The organism is Microbacterium sp. MF43, from assembly GCF_012847295.1.
GTDB lineage: Bacteria > Actinomycetota > Actinomycetes > Actinomycetales > Microbacteriaceae > Microbacterium.
Genome location: NZ_JABBDY010000003.1, coordinates 1 through 15,692, shown reverse-complemented (window position 1 = coordinate 15,692; position 15,692 = coordinate 1). Strand labels below are relative to the sequence as shown.

Genomic DNA, 15,692 nt, shown 5'->3' with positions numbered 1-15,692 from the left:
GGGCGGCGTCGCGCGGCATCTGCTCCCCCGGAAGTGCCGCGTGCGAGCCGGCCTCCGGTATCGTGGAGGCGTCCCCGGCGTCGGATCGGGGGCTCCCGCGCCTGTGGCTGAGAGAGGGCGTGGATCGCACTCCGCCCGCGCGACCCCCAGCGGCGCCGCGCCAGGGCACGGACCAGGCAGCATCTCACTGCCGGACAGGCTCATATCGTGACGACCTTCGCCGAACTCGGCGTGGACCAGGACATCGCCGATGCGCTCGCAGCGCGCGGCATCGTCGACGCATTCCCCATCCAGGAGCAGACCATCCCCCTCGGCCTCCCGGGCCAGGACATCATCGGCCAGGCGAAGACCGGCACCGGCAAGACCTTCGGCTTCGGCATCCCGGTCGTTCAGCGCCTCGGCAAGGAGCCGGCGCACGGGGTCCAGGCGCTGATCGTGGTGCCGACCCGCGAGCTGGCGGTCCAGGTGTACGAAGACATGGACATGCTCACCTCCAACCGCGCGACGAGCGTCGTCGCCATCTACGGCGGCAAGGCCTACGAGGGGCAGATCGACCAGCTCAAGGCCGGCGCCCAGATCGTCGTCGGCACGCCGGGGCGCCTCATCGACCTCAACAACCAGCGTCTGCTCGACCTGTCGAACGCGCATGAGGTCGTGCTGGACGAGGCCGACAAGATGCTCGACCTCGGGTTCCTGCCCGACATCGAGAAGATCTTCCAGAAGGTGCCGGCCGTCCGGCACACCCAGCTCTTCTCGGCGACCATGCCCGGCCCGATCGTCGCGCTCGCGCGGCGGTTCATGTCGAACCCGATCCACATCCGCGCGACCGACCCCGACGAGGGCCTCACGCAGGCCAACATCCGCCACCTCGTCTACCGCGCGCACTCGCTCGACAAGGACGAGGTCATCGCCCGCATCCTGCAGGCCGATGGCCGCGGCAAGACCGTGATCTTCACGCGCACCAAGCGCGCGGCTCAGAAGCTCGTCGACGAGCTCGGCGATCGCGGGTTCAATGCGGCCGCCGTGCACGGCGACATGAGCCAGGAGGCCCGAGAGCGCTCGATGGCGGCTTTCAAGGCCGGCAAGCGCGATGTGCTCATCGCGACCGACGTCGCCGCCCGCGGCATCGATGTGGACGACGTCACCCATGTCATCAACCACACGATCCCCGACGACGAGAAGACCTACCTGCACCGCGCCGGCCGCACCGGTCGTGCCGGCAAGACCGGGATCGCGGTGACCTTCGTCGACTGGGACGACCTGCACAAGTGGGCGCTCATCAACCGCGCGCTGGAGTTCGGCCAGCCGGAGCCGACCGAGACCTACTCGTCGAGCCCGCACCTCTTCAGCGACCTCGACATCCCGGCCGGAACGAAGGGGCGGATCGCGACGGCCCCCCGCACGCAGACCGTCAAGACCCAGGACGCCCCGCCCGCAGAAGGCGCCTCCGAGGGCACGCCTCGTCGTCGACGTCGTCGCCGCTCCGGCGCGTCGGGCGAGGCGCCCGCCGCGGAGCGTCCGGCCGACCGCGGCGCCGATGGCGGCGGAACGCACGACGGCGGCGGCAAAGAGCACCACGACGGCAAGCCGGCCGCCCGCCGTCGTCGTCGGCGGCGCGGCGGTGCCGGCGGTGCCGGCGGCGCGGCCTCGATCGGCGCGTGATCACCGCGCGAGACGTCGGCGCGTGATCACCGCGCGAGACGTCGCCGCGTAACGGAAGGCGACATCCCGCGCGAATCCCGTGACCCGGTCGCAGCTGAGCGCTATCTTGATCGCAGTCGACGCATGTCGCGTCGGACCTCGCATTCAGAAAGGCACTCATCGTGCGATTCATCGACGCAACGACCACCGGGTTCGAGTACCAGGGCTTCTGGGGATCCCTCGGGGACATCATCTGGTGGTTCTTGTGGGCATTCGTGTTCGTCGCCTACCTCTTCGCTCTCTTCGCCGTGATCGGCGACCTGTTCCGCGATCACGAGCTGAGCGGCTGGTGGAAGGCCGTGTGGATCATCTTCCTGATCTTCGTCCCGTTCCTGACCCTGCTGGTCTACCTGATCGCGCGCGGCAACGGCATGGCCAAGCGCGGCGCCGCCGAGGCTCGGCAGATCCAGGCCGCACAGGACGCGTACATCAAGTCGGTCGCCAGCGCCGCGAGCCCCGCCGACGAGATCGCCAAGGCCAAGGCGCTGCTGGACGCCGGCACGATCACGCAGGCCGAGTACGACGCCATCAAGGCCAAGGCGCTCGGCTGAGGCATCCGGAATCCGCTCGGTGAGCGCCCTCGTCCGCCCTACGGGTAGACGGGGGCGCTTCCCGTTGCACGCTCGATGATCCGCGTGACCATCGCGTCGTCGGTGGTGTTCTCTCCGGGCTGGTTGGGCTTTCCCAGGCCGTGGTAGTCACTCGAGCCGGTGACGATGAGGTCCCGCTCCCGGCACAGGGTGCGGAGCGTCCGGACCGCAGATCCGACGTTCTCCCGGTGCTCCAGTTCGAAGCCCGCCAGGCCGGCCGCGAGCATCCGCTCCATCAGCGGCATCGGGAGCAGGCCCGCCCGACCGGCGGGGTGGGCGATCACCGGGACCCCGCCCGCCCCGACCACGAGCTGCACCGCCGTGAGCGGATCGGGAGCGTACAGCGCGACGTAGTAGTCTCCGCGCGGACTCAGAATCCCCGAGAACGCCTCAGCACGGTCGCGCACCAGCCCCCGCGCGACGAGGGCATCGGCGATATGCGGGCGACCGACGGTCGCGCCGTCCGTCGTCTGGGCGAGGATGTCGTCCCACACCACGTCGTAGTCGCGTGAGATCCGGTCCGCCATGAGCCGCGCCCGGTCCAGCCGGGAGGACCTGATCCGCTCCGTCATCGCCCGCAACTCGGCGTCGTCGGGGTCCACGAGGTAGGCGAGGACGTGCACGCTGCGCCACTCGTGACGCGACGAGAGCTCCATACCCGGAAGGAAGGTCATGCCGAGGGATGCCGCGGCTTCCGCCGCCTCGGCCCATCCCGATGTCGTGTCGTGGTCGGTCAGGGCCGCCGTCCGCAGACCGTGCGCGTGCGCGGCCGCCATGACCTGCGCGGGAGACTCGGTGCCGTCCGAGTGCACCGAATGCAGGTGCAGGTCGCTCGGCCCCTCGAATCGCTGCGTGGCCGGCATCCTTCGAGCGTAGCGCGACGACATGCGGCGAGGTGCTGACCGATCTCCCAGGGTGCTCGCATAGAGTTCCGGTCGTGCTTCGCCTGCTGGGGATCCTCGTGACCGTGCTCTGCGCGATCGCGGCGGCCGTCCTCACCTGGCCGGGCTTCTTCCGCGTCGAGCGGGTCTTCCCGGTGGCCCAGATCGTGTCGTTCCGCGGGCTGCTCGCGGCGGCTTTCGCCGCCGCGGCCCTGGTCGCGCTGCTCCTCGCCATCGCGCGCCCGATCCGCTCCTTCGCGCTCTCGCTCGCCGTGGTGATGGGCCTCGCCGCCATCGCCAACGGCTTCGTGCTCGTGTCGCGGGGCGGCACCGGCACCGACGCGCTGCCCGCCAAGACCGACACGGCCATCCGCGTGATGACGTGGAACACGGCTGGGCCGGCGACGCCGCCCGACACGATCGCCAAGATCGCCGTCGCGATGGACGCCGACATCGTGGCGCTCCCCGAGACGACGATCGAGACGGGCGAGAAGGTCGCGATCGCGATGCGCGAGCTCGGGCACCGGATGTGGGCCCATCACGCCGAAGATCCCTCGACGGAGTGGGACGCGGGGTCCACGACGCTGCTCATATCGCCGGAGCTCGGCGACTACGCCGTCATCGAGTCCTCTCTCAACGGCACCAGCAACACCTCGACCGTGCCGAGCGCCGTGGCCATGCCCACCGACGGCGACGGGCCGATCGTCGTCGCAGCGCACGCCGTCGCGCCGCGACAGAACTACATGCAGGAGTGGCGCGATGACCTGCAGTGGCTTGCCGACCAATGCGTCGACGCCAACGTCATCATGGCGGGCGACTTCAACGCGACCGTCGACCACATGGCGGGGCTCGGCGTTGACGGCGGCACGCTCGGGCTGTGCGCAGACACGGCTGTCGCGACGGGCAACGGCTCGGTCGGCACCTGGTCGGCTTCCATCCCGGCGCTGCTCGGCACCCCGATCGATCACGTGATGACGTCCGCTCACTGGAAGGCGACGGGCTCGCTGGTGCTCCGTTCCATGGACGCCTCGGGGTCGGACCACCGGCCGCTCATCGTCCAGCTGGAGCCTGTGCAATGACCCGGGCGGCGTCTCCGCGCCGCGTGCGAGACTGGTGGCATGAGCACCACAGGCGACAGCGACACGATCGCGCAGACCGAGGTCGAGACCCCCGCCTCGACGAGCACCAACCGCCGGCAGCCGTACGGCCAGGGATTCCTCGACACGATCTCCGAGGGCTGGGCCGAGCGCCCCGACACCCCCTCCCCGGCCCGGGCGCAAGCCGCCTACACCGCGGCACGCCGTGACGCCGTGTCGTCCGCGTTCCCGGGCAGGCGCCTGGTCATCCCTGCGGGCGAGCTCAAGCAGCGCAGCAACGACACCGACTACCCGTTCCGCGCGCACTCGGCCTTCTCGCACCTGACCGGTTGGGCCTCCGACGCGGAGCCCGGGTCGGTGCTGGTGTTCGACCCCCGTGAGGGCGGCGACGGCCACGACGTCACGCTGTACTTCCGCGAGCGGGCGGACCGCACGACCGCGGAGTTCTACTCGGATGCCTCGATCGGCGAGTTCTGGATCGGACCGCGTCCCGCGCTCGGCGGCGTTGCGGCCGACCTCGGCGTCCCGACCGCGCATGTCGACGACTTCGAGAGCCGAGAGGGCGATGTGGTGCTCGACGAGGACGACGAGCTCACGCGATTCGTCTCCGAGTTGCGCCTGGTGAAGGACGCGTACGAGATCGCGCAGATGAAGCTCGCCGTCGACGTCACGGCACGGGGCTTCGACGACATCGTCGCCCACCTTCCCGCCATCGTCGCCCACCCGCGAGGGGAGCGCATCGTGGAGGGCGTCTTCCACCAGCGCGCGCGCAGCGACGGCAACGCGGTGGGCTACGACACGATCGCGGCATCCGGCCCCCACGCCTGCTACCTCCATTGGACGCGCAATGACGGGGCCGTCGTCCCGGGCGACCTCATCCTCATCGACGCGGGGGCAGAGGTCGACAGCCTGTACACCGCTGACATCACGCGGACCCTGCCGGTGAGCGGTCGCTTCACCGACATCCAGCGCCGGATCTACGAGACCGTACGCGAAGCGGCGGACGCCGCGTTCGCGGCGGCCAAGCCGGGCGTGATGTTCCGCTCGATCCACGAGGCCGCCATGCAGGTGATCGCGACGCGCGTCGCGGAATGGGGGCTTCTCCCGGTGACCGCCGCTGAGGCGCTCGACGCCGACAAGGGAGGTCAGCACCGCCGGTACATGGTCCACGGCACCAGCCACCACCTCGGCATCGATGTCCACGACTGCGCTCAGGCGCGCCGCGACATGTACTACGACGGAGCGCTCGAGCCGGGCATGGTGTTCACGATCGAGCCCGGACTCTACTTCCAGATCGACGACCTCACCGTTCCCGAGGAGTACCGCGGGATCGGCGTGCGCATCGAGGACGACATCCTCATGACGGCCGACGGCCCGGTGAATCTGTCGGCCGGGATCCCCCGCACCGCCGACGAGGTCGAAGCCTGGATCGCACGGCTCTCGGCGTGACCTTCACCCCACCGCCGCGCTTCACGACCCGGCCGACGCTGTCGGGAACGTTCGGCATGTCGGCGTCGACGCACTGGCTGGCGACCTCCACCGCCCAGTCGGTGCTCGAGCGCGGGGGCAACGCCTTCGACGCGTCCGTGGCCGCAGCGTTCGTGCTGCACGTCGTCGAGCCTCACCTGAACGGTCCCGGCGGCGATCTCGTCGGCATCTTCCAGACTGCGGGCGACACGTCGCCCACGGTTCTCATGGGCCAGGGCCCTGCGCCGGCGGCTGCGACGATCGAGCACTTCCGCGGTGAGGGACTCGACCTCGTCCCCGGCGCCGGCGCCCTGGCCGCGGCGGTTCCCGGCGCCGTCGATGCATGGCTCCTGCTTCTGCGCGACCACGGCACGTGGGAGCTCTCCGACGTGCTCGCGTATGCGATCGGGTACGCCAGGGACGGGCATCCCCTCATCCCGCAGGCAGCGGCGACCATCGCGCGCGTCGCGGAACTCTTCGCCGAAGACTGGACGACCTCGCGTGACCTGTGGATGCCGGGCGGCGCTCCACCGGAGGCGGGTGAGATCGTTCGCAACCCGGTGTACGCCGAGGTGCTCGACGACCTCGTCCACGCGTCGTGCACGGTCCGCGACGACGGGCCGGTGGGCCGTGCGGCCCGCATCGACGCCGCGCGCCGCGAGTGGCGGACGGGGCGCGTCGCGCACGAGGCCGCCGCCTTCGCCGGTCGAGCCCACCGGCATTCCACCGGCGGCGAGCACGCGGGCGTCATCACCGCCGAGGACTTCGCCGCGTTCGAGGCGACGTACGAGCCCGCGGTCACTCGCATGTTCCGCGGGCGCACGATCGCGAAGGCCGGCCCGTGGACGCAGGGGCCGGCGCTCCTGCAGACGCTCGCCCTGCTCGAGCCTCTCGAGGACGACCTGCTCGATCCGTCGTCCGAGGCCGGCGCGCACACGATCATCGAGGCGCAGAAGCTCGCCCTCGCCGATCGTGACGCGTGGTTCGGCGACGCCGATGTCGACCTCCGCGCACTGCTGGCCGACGATTATCTGGCCCAGCGCCGCGCCCTGATCGGTGACACCGCATCGCGGGACTTCCGCCCCGGGTCGCCGGACGGCCGCGAGCCTTTCCGCCCCCCGTTGCGCACCGAGACCACCGGGAAGCCGGCCTCGAGCGGCGAGCCGACTGTTTCGCGCACCGGTGAGGCCCGGGGCGACACGTGCCATCTCGATGTCATCGACAGATGGGGCAACATCGTGTCGGCCACGCCCTCCGGCGGGTGGCTGCAGTCCTCGCCGACGATCCCGGCACTCGGCTTCTGCCTCGGCACGCGCCTGCAGATGACATGGCTCGAGCCGGGGCATCCGTCTTCCCTCGTCCCCGGCCGACGACCGCGCACGACACTCACTCCCACTCTCGTGCTGCGCGACGATGTGCCGGAGTTCGCGATCGGCTCCCCGGGCGGGGATCAGCAGGACCAGTGGCAGCTGCTGGTGCTCCTGCGGATGATCGTCGGCGGCTACTCGCCGCAGGCGGCGATCGACGCGCCGTCGCTGCACACCACGGCGATGCCCGAGTCGTTCTGGCCCCGCACGTGGACGCCCGCCGGGGCTGTCGTGGAAGACCGCCTCGGCGAAGGGGTCATCGCCGGATTGGAGCGTCGGGGCCACGCGGTCACCCGCGCCGGGGACTGGTCGCTGGGCCGGGTGTCGGCCGTGGGGAAGGATGCCTCGACCGGGGTCCTGTGGGCGGCGGCGAACCCCCGCGGCATGCAGGGCTACGCCGCGGGCCGCTGACCGGCTGCTGACCGGCTGCTGACCGGCTACGCCGTGCGCGGCCCCGCCGGCTGCTGCGACCGGCGGCGCACCCAGTCCGCGATCACGGGTGCGATCTCGCGGCCGATCTCGGCGGCCGGCCGCTTGCGCCCCTTGACCTCGAACGAGTGTCCGCCTCCTTCGATCCACGCCGTCTCGGCGTCCTGACACGAGGCGACGGCCGCCTCGAACTGCTCGTGCGGATCGATGAAGGGGTCGTTGGTGCCCTCGACGAAGAGCTGCGGCTGGCGGACGCCCGGCAGATGGGCCGCTCTCGCCTTGTCGGGGTTGCCCGGTGGGTGCAGCGGATACCCCAGGTAGATCAGCCCCGCGGGCGAGATCTCGCCCTCGGCGGCGGCCATCGACGCCATCCGACCGCCATACGACTTGCCGGCCGCCCAGAACGGGAGATCAGGGGCGTGCGTTGCGGCGGCCGCTTCGACGGCCGCCCAGGTCGCCGTCGCGTGCGCGGCGGGCCCAGGCATCCGTCTTCCGGCTTCCAGGTAGGGGAAGTTGAAGCGCAGCGTCGCGAGTCCGCCTGCGGTCAGGCCCGTGACGAGACCGTCGAGGAACGGATGCCTCATCCCGGCGCCTGCGCCGTGAGCGACCGCCACGAACGCCCACGCGTCCGCGGGACGGGCGAAGGCTGCCGAGACCGCGGTCGCTCCGGCAGGCAGGAGGACCGGGATCTGCAGGCTCGCCTCGTGCGGTGTCATCCGCGTCTCGGCGCACCCTGGTCGGCTGACGGGTCGTCCGGCGAAGGGGTCGCGTCCGGCGCGTCGACGCCGCCGTCATCGGGTTCCGACGTCGGCGCTACTCGTTCGCCGTACCGCGGCGGCTCCGTTGCGTCGGCGGGGGTGCTCGCGGGCGCCGCCGGTGCGGCAGCGGGCTCGGGCGCGGACTGGGGGCCGAGGATCTGGCGCGCCCGGTGGATGCCGGCCGCCGTCACGGTGACCTCGTAGTGATCGGCGACGACCTGCATCACCGACGCGTAGTCGCGGCGGCGCCGGACGAAGGAGTACGTGACGATGCTCAGCAGCATGCCGATCGCGATGCCCACGAAGAGCACGCCGACGAACGCCTGGATCGGCACCGACGGCGAGCCGATCACGAGGATCGCGGAGAACAGCAGACCGAGCAGCAGTCCGTTGATCGCTCCGGAGCGGGCGGCGGACGCGTAGCCGAGACGGCCCGTCACGCGCTCGACCGAGCGCAGCCCCTGGCCGACGATGGCGATGTCGCGCGCCGGCACGTCTCCCGCGATCAGGGTCGATACGGCCTTCTGGGCCGCCTCGTAGGTCGGAAAGCTCGCGACGGTCTGACCGACCCCCTCGGCGCCCTGCGGGAACCTGCCCCCCATCATGGTCATCTCCCCATCCTCCCACGGCCTGCGGACTACGCTGGGACGTGTGAGCACGCAGAGGGTATTCGTCGCGCGCCTGTCCGGGTGCTCGGTCTTCGACCCCGCCGGCGACCGCCTCGGCAAAGTCCGCGACGTCGTCGTGATCTACCGCAAGGACGACCCTCCGCGCGTCATCGGCCTCGTCATCGAGATCCCCGGCCGCCGCCACGTGTTCGTCTCGATCGGCCGGGTGACCTCCATCGCGACGGGCCAGGTCATCACGACGGGGCTCATCAATGTGCGACGGTTCCAGCAGCGCGGCGGCGAGGTGCGCGTGATGGCGGAACTGCTGGGCCGCAAGGTGTATCTCAACGACGGCTCTGGCACGGCGGTCATCGAAGACGTCGCCATCGAGCGGAACCGGCTCGGCGAGTGGGACGTCGGTCAGCTGTTCCTGCGCCGTCCGCGCACCAGCGCCTCCCCCTTCGCGAAGGGCCCGACGACGTTCGCCGCGTGGAGCGACGTACGCGAGCAGCAGACGCCCGGCGAGGCCCAATCGGCCGAGCAGCTGGTGGCGACCTACTCCGACCTCAAGCCCGCGGACCTCGCCAACACCCTCCTCGACCTGCCCGAGGAGCGGCTCATCGAGGTCGCCGAGGAGCTCCCCGACGACCGGCTCGCAGATGCGCTCGAGGAGATGCCCGAAGAAGAGCAGGTCCACATCCTCGAAGCCCTCGGCGACGAGCGCGCCGCCGACATCCTCGATGCGATGGAGCCCGACGACGCCGCCGACCTGCTGGGCCAGCTCCCCGAGGAGCGTTCCGAAGAGCTCCTCGAGCTCATGGAACCGGAGGAGGCCGAGGACGTCCGCGCGCTCCTGAAGTACGGTCCCGACACGGCGGGCGGTCTCATGACCAGCGAGCCCATCGTGCTCTCCGCCGATGCGACGGTCGCCGAGGCTCTCGCCCTCATCCGCCGCCACGAGCTGCACCCCGCGCTCGCGGCCGCCGTCTTCATCACGCTCCCTCCCTACGAGACCCCGACCGGCCGGCTGCTGGGGACCGTGCATTTCCAGCGCATGCTGCGCTACCCGCCGCACGAGCGGCTCGGCGCCATCATCGACGACACCCTCGACCCGGTGCCGGCATCGGCCTCTGCGGCCGAGGTCGCGCGCCTGCTCGCGAGCTACAACCTCGTGTCCGTCCCGGTGGTCGACCAGGCGCGCCGTCTCGTCGGCGCTGTCAGCGTCGACGACGTCCTGGACTATCTGCTGCCCGACGACTGGCGCTCGCATGACGGAGCGGACGCCGCATCCCTCCCCGCCTCCCCCGCGACCGCGACGCGGAGGCGCTGATGGCCCGGCAGTCCCGCACTCCTTCTCTCGACGCGCCGCGCGGCCGCGGCGGCATGCTGCAGCGCGCGCCACAGCCCTCGCGCGATCGATTCGGCCGCTTCTCGGAGTCCTTCGCGCGCGCGATGGGCACGTCGGGATTCCTGCTCGGCATGACGATCTTCGTGCTGATGTGGCTCAGCTGGAACATCTGGGCTCCCCCGCAGCTGCAATTCGATCCCGCCGCGACGAACTTCACGCTCCTCACGCTGATCCTGTCACTGCAGGCGTCGTACGCCGCGCCCCTCATCCTCCTCGCCCAGAACCGCCAGGACGACCGCGACCGCGTGCAGATCGAGCAGGACCGCCAGCGCGCTGAACGCAATCTGGCCGACACGGAGTACCTGGCGCGGGAGGTCGTCGCCCTGCGCATGGCGGTCAACGACTTCTCGGAGGAGATCGTCACCCGCGAGGTGCTCCGCGCCGAGCTTCGCGCGATGCTGGACAAGCTCGAGCACCGCGACGCCGACGACGGCCCGGCCCGATGACCGAGCAGATCGTCGATGCGGTCCGGCGCGCCGTCGGCTCCGTCTCCGACCCCGAGCTGCGCCGTCCCATCGGCGAGCTCGACATGGTGCGAGCGGTCGACGTCGCCGACGGGATCGCGCACGTCGGCATCGCTCTGACGATCGTCGGATGCCCCGCCGCTGAGCGGATCTCCGCCGACGTGCGCGCGGCCGCGGCATCCGTCCCCGGCGTCACCGATGTGGCACTCGAGGTCGGTGTCATGTCGCCCCAGGAGCGCCAGGCGCTGACCGAGCGCCTGCGCGGCGGGCGCGCCGCCCGTGAGATGCCCTTCGGTCCCGGCACGCTCACCCGTGTGATCGCCGTCACCAGCGGCAAGGGCGGCGTCGGGAAGTCGACCGTGACGGCGAACCTCGCGGTGGCGCTGGCCGCACGCGGCCTGTCGGTCGGCCTCGTGGACGCCGATGTGCACGGGTTCTCGATCCCCGCTCTCCTCGGGCTCGTCGCCGCGGATGGCACGGTGCCGCAGCCCACGCGCATCGACGAGCTCATGCTTCCGCCCGTCGCGCACGACGTGAAGGTCATCTCCATCGGCATGTTCCTCCGCCGCGGCGCGGGCGAGGCGCCCCTGGGCGCCGTCGCGTGGCGGGGTCCGATGCTCCACCGCACGGTGCAGCAGTTCCTCACCGACGTCTACTTCGGCGACCTCGACGTGCTCCTGCTCGATATGCCGCCTGGCACGGGCGACATCGCGATCTCGGTCGGTCAGCTCCTGCCCAACGCCGACGTGCTGGTGGTCACGACACCCCAGGCGGCGGCCGCCGACGTCGCCGTGCGCAGCGGTCTCGTCGCCCGCCAGACCGGCCAGCGGGTGATCGGCGTCGTGGAGAACATGGCCGCGATGACTCTCCCCGACGGCACCTCGTTCGAGCTCTTCGGAGCGGGTGGCGGAGCTGCGGTGGCGGCGGCGTTGACGGATGCCGAGGCATCCGTCCCCCTCCTCGCCTCCGTCCCGCTCAGCCCCACCTTGCGCAGCGACGCCGACGAGGGCGTACCCGCCGTGATCGCCCACCCGGAAGACCCGGCGTCGCGCGCGATCGCGGCCGTGGCGGCGGCGATCGCCGGCGAGCCGCGCGGACTGTCCGGGCGGGCGCTCCCGTTGCGACCGCGCTGAGCGGCGTCGTCTCAGGTCGCCTCGGAGTCGAACGGCGTCGGACCGTCCTCGGGCCCGCGGAACGGTGAGCGCACCGGGGGCGGGGGCGGAGTGCCGGTCGAGGCGACCGCCGCGCCCGCCTGCGCCGCGCGCACCGTCGGCACCGGTGCGTCGTCGAGGAGCGCCTCGCGGATGATGCGACGCGGGTCGTACTGCCGCGGGTCGAGGGTCCGCCAATCGACGTCGTCGAAGTCCTCCCCCATCTCCTCCCGCACGCGCGTCCTCGCGGTCGACACCCAATCGCGCGCGCGACGTGTGAACGTGGCGAGCGACTCCGCATACCGAGGCAGCCGCTCGGGGCCGACGATGAGCGCTGCGATCAATCCGATCAGCAGGAGCTTCTCGATCGTGAGGCCGAAGAACATGACATCAGGTTACCGCCGCGCCTGAGGGGCCAGCGCACGTCGCCCGCGTAGGCTTCTCGCGGAGGAAGCGATGGGAGAGCAGAACGCCAATCAGCGGTTCGCCGCCGAGGCGACGATGGAGCCAGAGCACATCTCGAGGGCACGGGCGCACGCGCTCGAGCTCGGTGCCGCTCCGATCAGCGCGCCCGTCGGCGCGCAGTGCGCCCTCATCGCGGCGGTCTCGCAGGCGCTCAACATCGTCGAGATCGGAACGGGCGCCGGGGTCTCCGGTCTGTGGCTGCTCCGGGGATCGCCCCGAGCCACGCTGACCACGATCGACAAGGAGCCCGAGCACCTCGGAGCGGCACGTCAGGCGTTCGCCGAGGCGAAGATCCCGCCCGCGCGCGCCCGGTTCATCACCGGCCGCGCGTCGGAGGTCCTGCCTCGCATGAACGAGGCGTCGTACGACATCGTGCTGGTCGACGCAGACCCCGAAGGCGTCATCGAGTACGTCGAGCACGGGCTGCGGCTCGTGCGTGCCGGGGGCACCGTGCTCATCCCGCGGGTGCTCGCCGGCGGCGCTGTCGCCGACCCGGTGCGCCGCGACCCCGTCACCACCGCGTACCGCTCGCTCATCCAGGAGACGCAGTCCTCGCCGGCCGTGATCGGCGCGCTCTCGATCGTCGGCGAGGGCCTGCTCCAGCTGACGACGGTCTCGACCGACTGAGTCAGCCCCCGCGCGGTCTTCTTCGTCTCCCGGCACGCGGGCGACGAAAAAGCGGCCGGTCCTCCGGACCGACCGCTTCTCGTGGAACGATGTGCCTCAGGCTGCGCTCACGACTCCGCCCAGAACGTCGTAGAGCTCCTTCGCCTCTGCGTCGTTGACGGAGACGACGAGGCGCCCGCCACCCTCGAGCGGTACGCGCACGATGATGAGGCGACCCTCCTTCACCGCCTCCATGGGCCCGTCTCCGGTTCTCGGCTTCATGGCTGCCATTGCGGCTCCTTTTCCATCGATGGTCTGCAAAGACAAGTTTATCGTGGGGGCGCGCCGCCGGGGCTCACCAACGAGGAATACGCCATCCGCGCGGCGTGATCAGGGGATCTGCCAGATCGCATTCCCCAGGGCGTACATGTTGTAGATCCACCACCACTGACCTATGAGGCACAGCGCCAGCACGCTTGTCCGCCACGTCGTCGACCGGGGAACCGCGACCGCGCCCCACAGCGGCGACAGTGGCAGCAGAAGCCGGAAGATGCTCGACTGCGGAAAGAACACCAGCAGCAGATACACGAGGTAGCTCCCGCTCCACAGCCGAACCTCGACGCCGAGCCGCTTCACCTGAGGGACGAACAGAAGGAGCGCCGCGACACCGAGAACGGATGCCGCGAGTGCGACATAGCCCAGCGTGGAGGGCAGACCCCAGACGGTGCCGAACCAGAACGCGCTCGCACTGACGAATCCCTCGAACGGGAAGAAGGCCGCTTCCCCCGGGATCCAATTGCGGCGCCAGGCGAGCTCGGTGGCGAGATAGGCGCCGGCCTCGCCCGTGACCCAGCCGGCGATCACCTGCCAGGAGAACCCGACGCACACCGCGAGCAGACCGAGGACGACGACGTGCGCCGCCTCCCGCCCGCTCAGCGGTTCGCGCGATCGCGTGACGAAACGCCAGATCCCGAACAGCGCGAGGAAGAGCGCGAAAGCGAGGATGCCCGGGCGCGTGTACCCCATCAGAGGGATTAGCAGATAGACCCAGCCGTACCGGCGCCGCACGACGCACCAGAGCGCGAGGAACAGCCACAGCAGGAAGAGCGGCTCGGCGTAGCCGACTTGGAACAAGGCGGCCAGCGGCCCCGCCGCGAAGAACGCCACCGCCCACATCGCCGCCGCGGCATCGATCTTCTCGCGGAGGAGCAGATAGAGAACGACGGATGCCCCGTACCCGGCGAGGACCGACACGATGAACGCACCCACGTACCACTGACCGAACGGCAATCCGACGAGCTTCGCCAGGTATGCGTACAAGGGCATGAACGCCCATTGATTCTCGGCGACGTCACCGGACTCGGTCCGCGGAAGCACCGAGGGGTAGCCCGTCTCCGCCACGATCCAGTACCACCGCGAGTCCCACCCGAGGATCAGGTCTGCCAGCGAAGGATCCGGACCGAAGCGGGAGGCGAACCCGGAGAGCTCGGCGGCGATGAGCAGGAAGACGGTGGTGACCACCCGGGCGGCGAGGTAGATCAGCGCGATCCGGAGGGCGATCCGACCGATGCCGGCGCCCCGATCGGCGCCCGCGTCGGCGTCAGGGATCAGCCCGCGGTCAGCCACGCCCGGAGGCCTCGCTCGACCGCCTCGATCTGCGCAACCGGGACGCGCTCCTCGTCGTGATGAGCGAGGTGAGGGTCTCCGGGCCCGTAGTTGACGGCGGGCACGCCGAGAGCACTGAAGCGGGCCACGTCCGTCCAGCCGTATTTGGGGCGGGGTTCGGCACGCACGGCTGCGACGAACTCCTGCGCGAGCGGAGCATCGAGTCCCGGGCGGGCGCCCACGGCGAGGTCGACGACGTCGACCTCGAACCCGGAGAAGACATCCCGCACGTGGCGCTCCGCCTCTTCGGCATCGCGGCTGGGGGCGAAGCGGTAATTGACCTCGATCTCGCAGAGGTCGGGGATGACATTCCCGGCGACTCCCCCGCCGATGCGAACGGCATTGAGCCCTTCCCGGTAGACCAGGCCTTCGACGGCGATGTCGCGGGGCCGGTACTCCGCCAGCCGAGTGAGCACAGGTGCCGCCTTGTGGATGGCGTTCTCACCCACCCATGCGCGCGCCGAATGCGCGCGGACGCCGTCCAATCTCACGATCGCGCGCAGGTTGCCGTTGCAGCCGCCCTCGACATGGCCGTTGGACGGCTCTCCGAGAATGGCGAAGTCCGCAGCGAAAAGGTCCGGGCGCGTGCGGGCGAGGCGTGTGAGCCCGTTGAGATCGGCGTCGACCTCTTCGTGGTCGTACCACATCCAGGTGATGTCGACACGCGGGTCGGCGAGCTCGGCCGCGAGCTTGAGCTGCACGGCCACGCCCGCCTTCATGTCGACGGTCCCGCGACCCCAGATGTGCGGCTCACCCTCGATCTCGATGTCGCGGGTGGGCACGTTGGCGTTGATGGGCACCGTGTCGATATGGCCCGCGATCGCGACACGCTGTGCGCGACCGCCGTGGGTACGGGCGACGATGGTGTCGCCGTCCCGGTAGACATCGAGGTGTGGCAGCGCACTCACCGCGTCGTGCATGAGGTCGGCGAGGCGCGTCTCGTCTCCGGACACGCTCGGGATGTCGCAGATCGTGCGAGTCAGGTCGACAGAGGTCGCGGTGAGATCGAGCGCCGGCATCCCTCGATTCTACCGA

The 15,692-nt window shown here is 70.8% G+C and carries 16 protein-coding genes; 9 read left to right on the top strand and 7 right to left on the bottom strand.

Translation table 11 applies throughout. The features are described 5' to 3' along the window. Positions 1 to 207 precede the first annotated feature (207 nt). Together HF323_RS08460 and HF323_RS08455 are read left to right on the top strand one after the other, a co-directional pair. On the top strand, positions 208 to 1,662 hold the full coding sequence (locus HF323_RS08460) for a DEAD/DEAH box helicase (RefSeq protein ID WP_169582177.1): 1,455 nt from the start codon (positions 208 to 210) through the stop codon (positions 1,660 to 1,662). Positions 1,663 to 1,823: 161 nt separating this feature from the next. Continuing rightward, positions 1,824 to 2,252 (top strand): SHOCT domain-containing protein, encoded by a 429-nt coding sequence (locus tag HF323_RS08455; RefSeq protein ID WP_169582176.1) that lies wholly within the window; start codon positions 1,824 to 1,826, stop codon positions 2,250 to 2,252. 38 nt (positions 2,253 to 2,290) lie between these two features. Here HF323_RS08455 and HF323_RS08450 read toward each other — a convergent pair whose 3' ends face one another. Beyond that, positions 2,291 to 3,154 (bottom strand): PHP domain-containing protein, encoded by an 864-nt coding sequence (locus HF323_RS08450; RefSeq protein ID WP_169582175.1) that lies wholly within the window; start codon positions 3,152 to 3,154, stop codon positions 2,291 to 2,293. Between the two features lie 74 nt (positions 3,155 to 3,228). Here HF323_RS08450 and HF323_RS08445 point away from each other — a divergent pair, with 74 nt between their 5' ends. The 3 genes from HF323_RS08445 to HF323_RS08435 are packed head-to-tail and all read left to right on the top strand — an operon-like array spanning position 3,229 to position 7,514. Continuing rightward, a complete protein-coding gene (locus tag HF323_RS08445; RefSeq protein ID WP_169582174.1) occupies positions 3,229 to 4,251 on the top strand; it encodes an endonuclease/exonuclease/phosphatase family protein in 1,023 nt (340 codons plus the stop codon). Between the two features lie 39 nt (positions 4,252 to 4,290). Beyond that, a complete protein-coding gene (locus HF323_RS08440) occupies positions 4,291 to 5,718 on the top strand; it encodes an aminopeptidase P family protein (protein WP_169582173.1) in 1,428 nt (475 codons plus the stop codon). Next, positions 5,715 to 7,514: a gamma-glutamyltransferase gene (locus HF323_RS08435; protein WP_169582172.1), complete on the top strand. Its 1,800-nt coding sequence runs from the start codon at positions 5,715 to 5,717 to the stop codon at positions 7,512 to 7,514. Before HF323_RS08440 ends, HF323_RS08435 begins: the two co-directional genes overlap by 4 nt. A gap of 26 nt (positions 7,515 to 7,540) precedes the next feature. Here HF323_RS08435 and HF323_RS08430 read toward each other — a convergent pair whose 3' ends face one another. Next, positions 7,541 to 8,248, bottom strand: coding sequence for an alpha/beta family hydrolase (locus HF323_RS08430; RefSeq protein WP_169582171.1), 708 nt, complete (start codon positions 8,246 to 8,248; stop codon positions 7,541 to 7,543). Continuing rightward, a complete protein-coding gene (locus HF323_RS08425; protein WP_169582170.1) occupies positions 8,245 to 8,901 on the bottom strand; it encodes a general stress protein in 657 nt (218 codons plus the stop codon). The genes HF323_RS08430 and HF323_RS08425 overlap by 4 nt, the downstream gene beginning before the upstream one ends. Positions 8,902 to 8,941: 40 nt before the next feature. Here HF323_RS08425 and HF323_RS08420 point away from each other — a divergent pair, with 40 nt between their 5' ends. From HF323_RS08420 to HF323_RS08410, 3 genes are read left to right on the top strand one after another with little or no spacing between them, the layout of a single operon-like run. Continuing rightward, positions 8,942 to 10,228 carry a CBS domain-containing protein gene (locus tag HF323_RS08420; protein ID WP_169582169.1) on the top strand — a complete coding sequence of 429 codons (1,287 nt, stop codon included), beginning with the start codon at positions 8,942 to 8,944 and terminating at the stop codon, positions 10,226 to 10,228. Further along, complete coding sequence (locus tag HF323_RS08415) at positions 10,228 to 10,752, top strand: DUF1003 domain-containing protein (protein WP_169582168.1); 525 nt, start codon at positions 10,228 to 10,230, stop codon at positions 10,750 to 10,752. The genes HF323_RS08420 and HF323_RS08415 overlap by 1 nt, the downstream gene beginning before the upstream one ends. Beyond that, positions 10,749 to 11,903, top strand: a complete 1,155-nt coding sequence (locus tag HF323_RS08410; RefSeq protein ID WP_169582167.1) for an Mrp/NBP35 family ATP-binding protein — start codon at positions 10,749 to 10,751, stop codon at positions 11,901 to 11,903. The genes HF323_RS08415 and HF323_RS08410 overlap by 4 nt, the downstream gene beginning before the upstream one ends. 11 nt (positions 11,904 to 11,914) lie before the next feature. Here HF323_RS08410 and HF323_RS08405 read toward each other — a convergent pair whose 3' ends face one another. After that, entirely contained in the window at positions 11,915 to 12,307 is a 393-nt protein-coding gene (locus HF323_RS08405) for a Sec-independent protein translocase TatB (RefSeq protein WP_169582166.1), read from the bottom strand. A 70-nt stretch (positions 12,308 to 12,377) separates the two neighbouring features. Here HF323_RS08405 and HF323_RS08400 point away from each other — a divergent pair, with 70 nt between their 5' ends. Continuing rightward, on the top strand, positions 12,378 to 13,013 hold the full coding sequence (locus HF323_RS08400) for a class I SAM-dependent methyltransferase (protein WP_169582165.1): 636 nt from the start codon (positions 12,378 to 12,380) through the stop codon (positions 13,011 to 13,013). 96 nt (positions 13,014 to 13,109) lie between these two features. On the opposite strand, the gene HF323_RS08395 is transcribed toward HF323_RS08400, so the two are convergent. From HF323_RS08395 to dapE, 3 genes are all read right to left on the bottom strand, one after another. Beyond that, positions 13,110 to 13,283, bottom strand: a complete 174-nt coding sequence (locus HF323_RS08395) for a DUF3117 domain-containing protein (RefSeq protein WP_169582164.1) — start codon at positions 13,281 to 13,283, stop codon at positions 13,110 to 13,112. A 99-nt stretch (positions 13,284 to 13,382) separates the two neighbouring features. Next, positions 13,383 to 14,618 carry a hypothetical protein gene (locus HF323_RS08390; protein ID WP_169582163.1) on the bottom strand — a complete coding sequence of 412 codons (1,236 nt, stop codon included), beginning with the start codon at positions 14,616 to 14,618 and terminating at the stop codon, positions 13,383 to 13,385. After that, positions 14,600 to 15,676: a succinyl-diaminopimelate desuccinylase gene (gene dapE / locus HF323_RS08385; protein ID WP_169582162.1), complete on the bottom strand. Its 1,077-nt coding sequence runs from the start codon at positions 15,674 to 15,676 to the stop codon at positions 14,600 to 14,602. Before dapE ends, HF323_RS08390 begins: the two co-directional genes overlap by 19 nt. Positions 15,677 to 15,692: the final 16 nt, after the last annotated feature.

Excerpts from the sequence above, each read along its gene's own strand:
- HF323_RS08450 (WP_169582175.1), bottom strand. The coding sequence starts at position 3,154 with ATGCCGGCCACGCAGCGATTCGAGGGGCCGAGCGACCTGCACCTGCAT.
- HF323_RS08440 (WP_169582173.1), top strand. The coding sequence starts at position 4,291 with ATGAGCACCACAGGCGACAGCGACACGATCGCGCAGACCGAGGTCGAG.
- HF323_RS08430 (WP_169582171.1), bottom strand. The coding sequence starts at position 8,248 with ATGACACCGCACGAGGCGAGCCTGCAGATCCCGGTCCTCCTGCCTGCC.
- HF323_RS08425 (WP_169582170.1), bottom strand. The coding sequence starts at position 8,901 with ATGACCATGATGGGGGGCAGGTTCCCGCAGGGCGCCGAGGGGGTCGGT.
- HF323_RS08415 (WP_169582168.1), top strand. The coding sequence starts at position 10,228 with ATGGCCCGGCAGTCCCGCACTCCTTCTCTCGACGCGCCGCGCGGCCGC.
- HF323_RS08410 (WP_169582167.1), top strand. The coding sequence starts at position 10,749 with ATGACCGAGCAGATCGTCGATGCGGTCCGGCGCGCCGTCGGCTCCGTC.
- HF323_RS08405 (WP_169582166.1), bottom strand. The coding sequence starts at position 12,307 with ATGTTCTTCGGCCTCACGATCGAGAAGCTCCTGCTGATCGGATTGATC.
- HF323_RS08400 (WP_169582165.1), top strand. The coding sequence starts at position 12,378 with ATGGGAGAGCAGAACGCCAATCAGCGGTTCGCCGCCGAGGCGACGATG.
- HF323_RS08395 (WP_169582164.1), bottom strand. The coding sequence starts at position 13,283 with ATGGCAGCCATGAAGCCGAGAACCGGAGACGGGCCCATGGAGGCGGTG.
- dapE (WP_169582162.1), bottom strand. The coding sequence starts at position 15,676 with ATGCCGGCGCTCGATCTCACCGCGACCTCTGTCGACCTGACTCGCACG.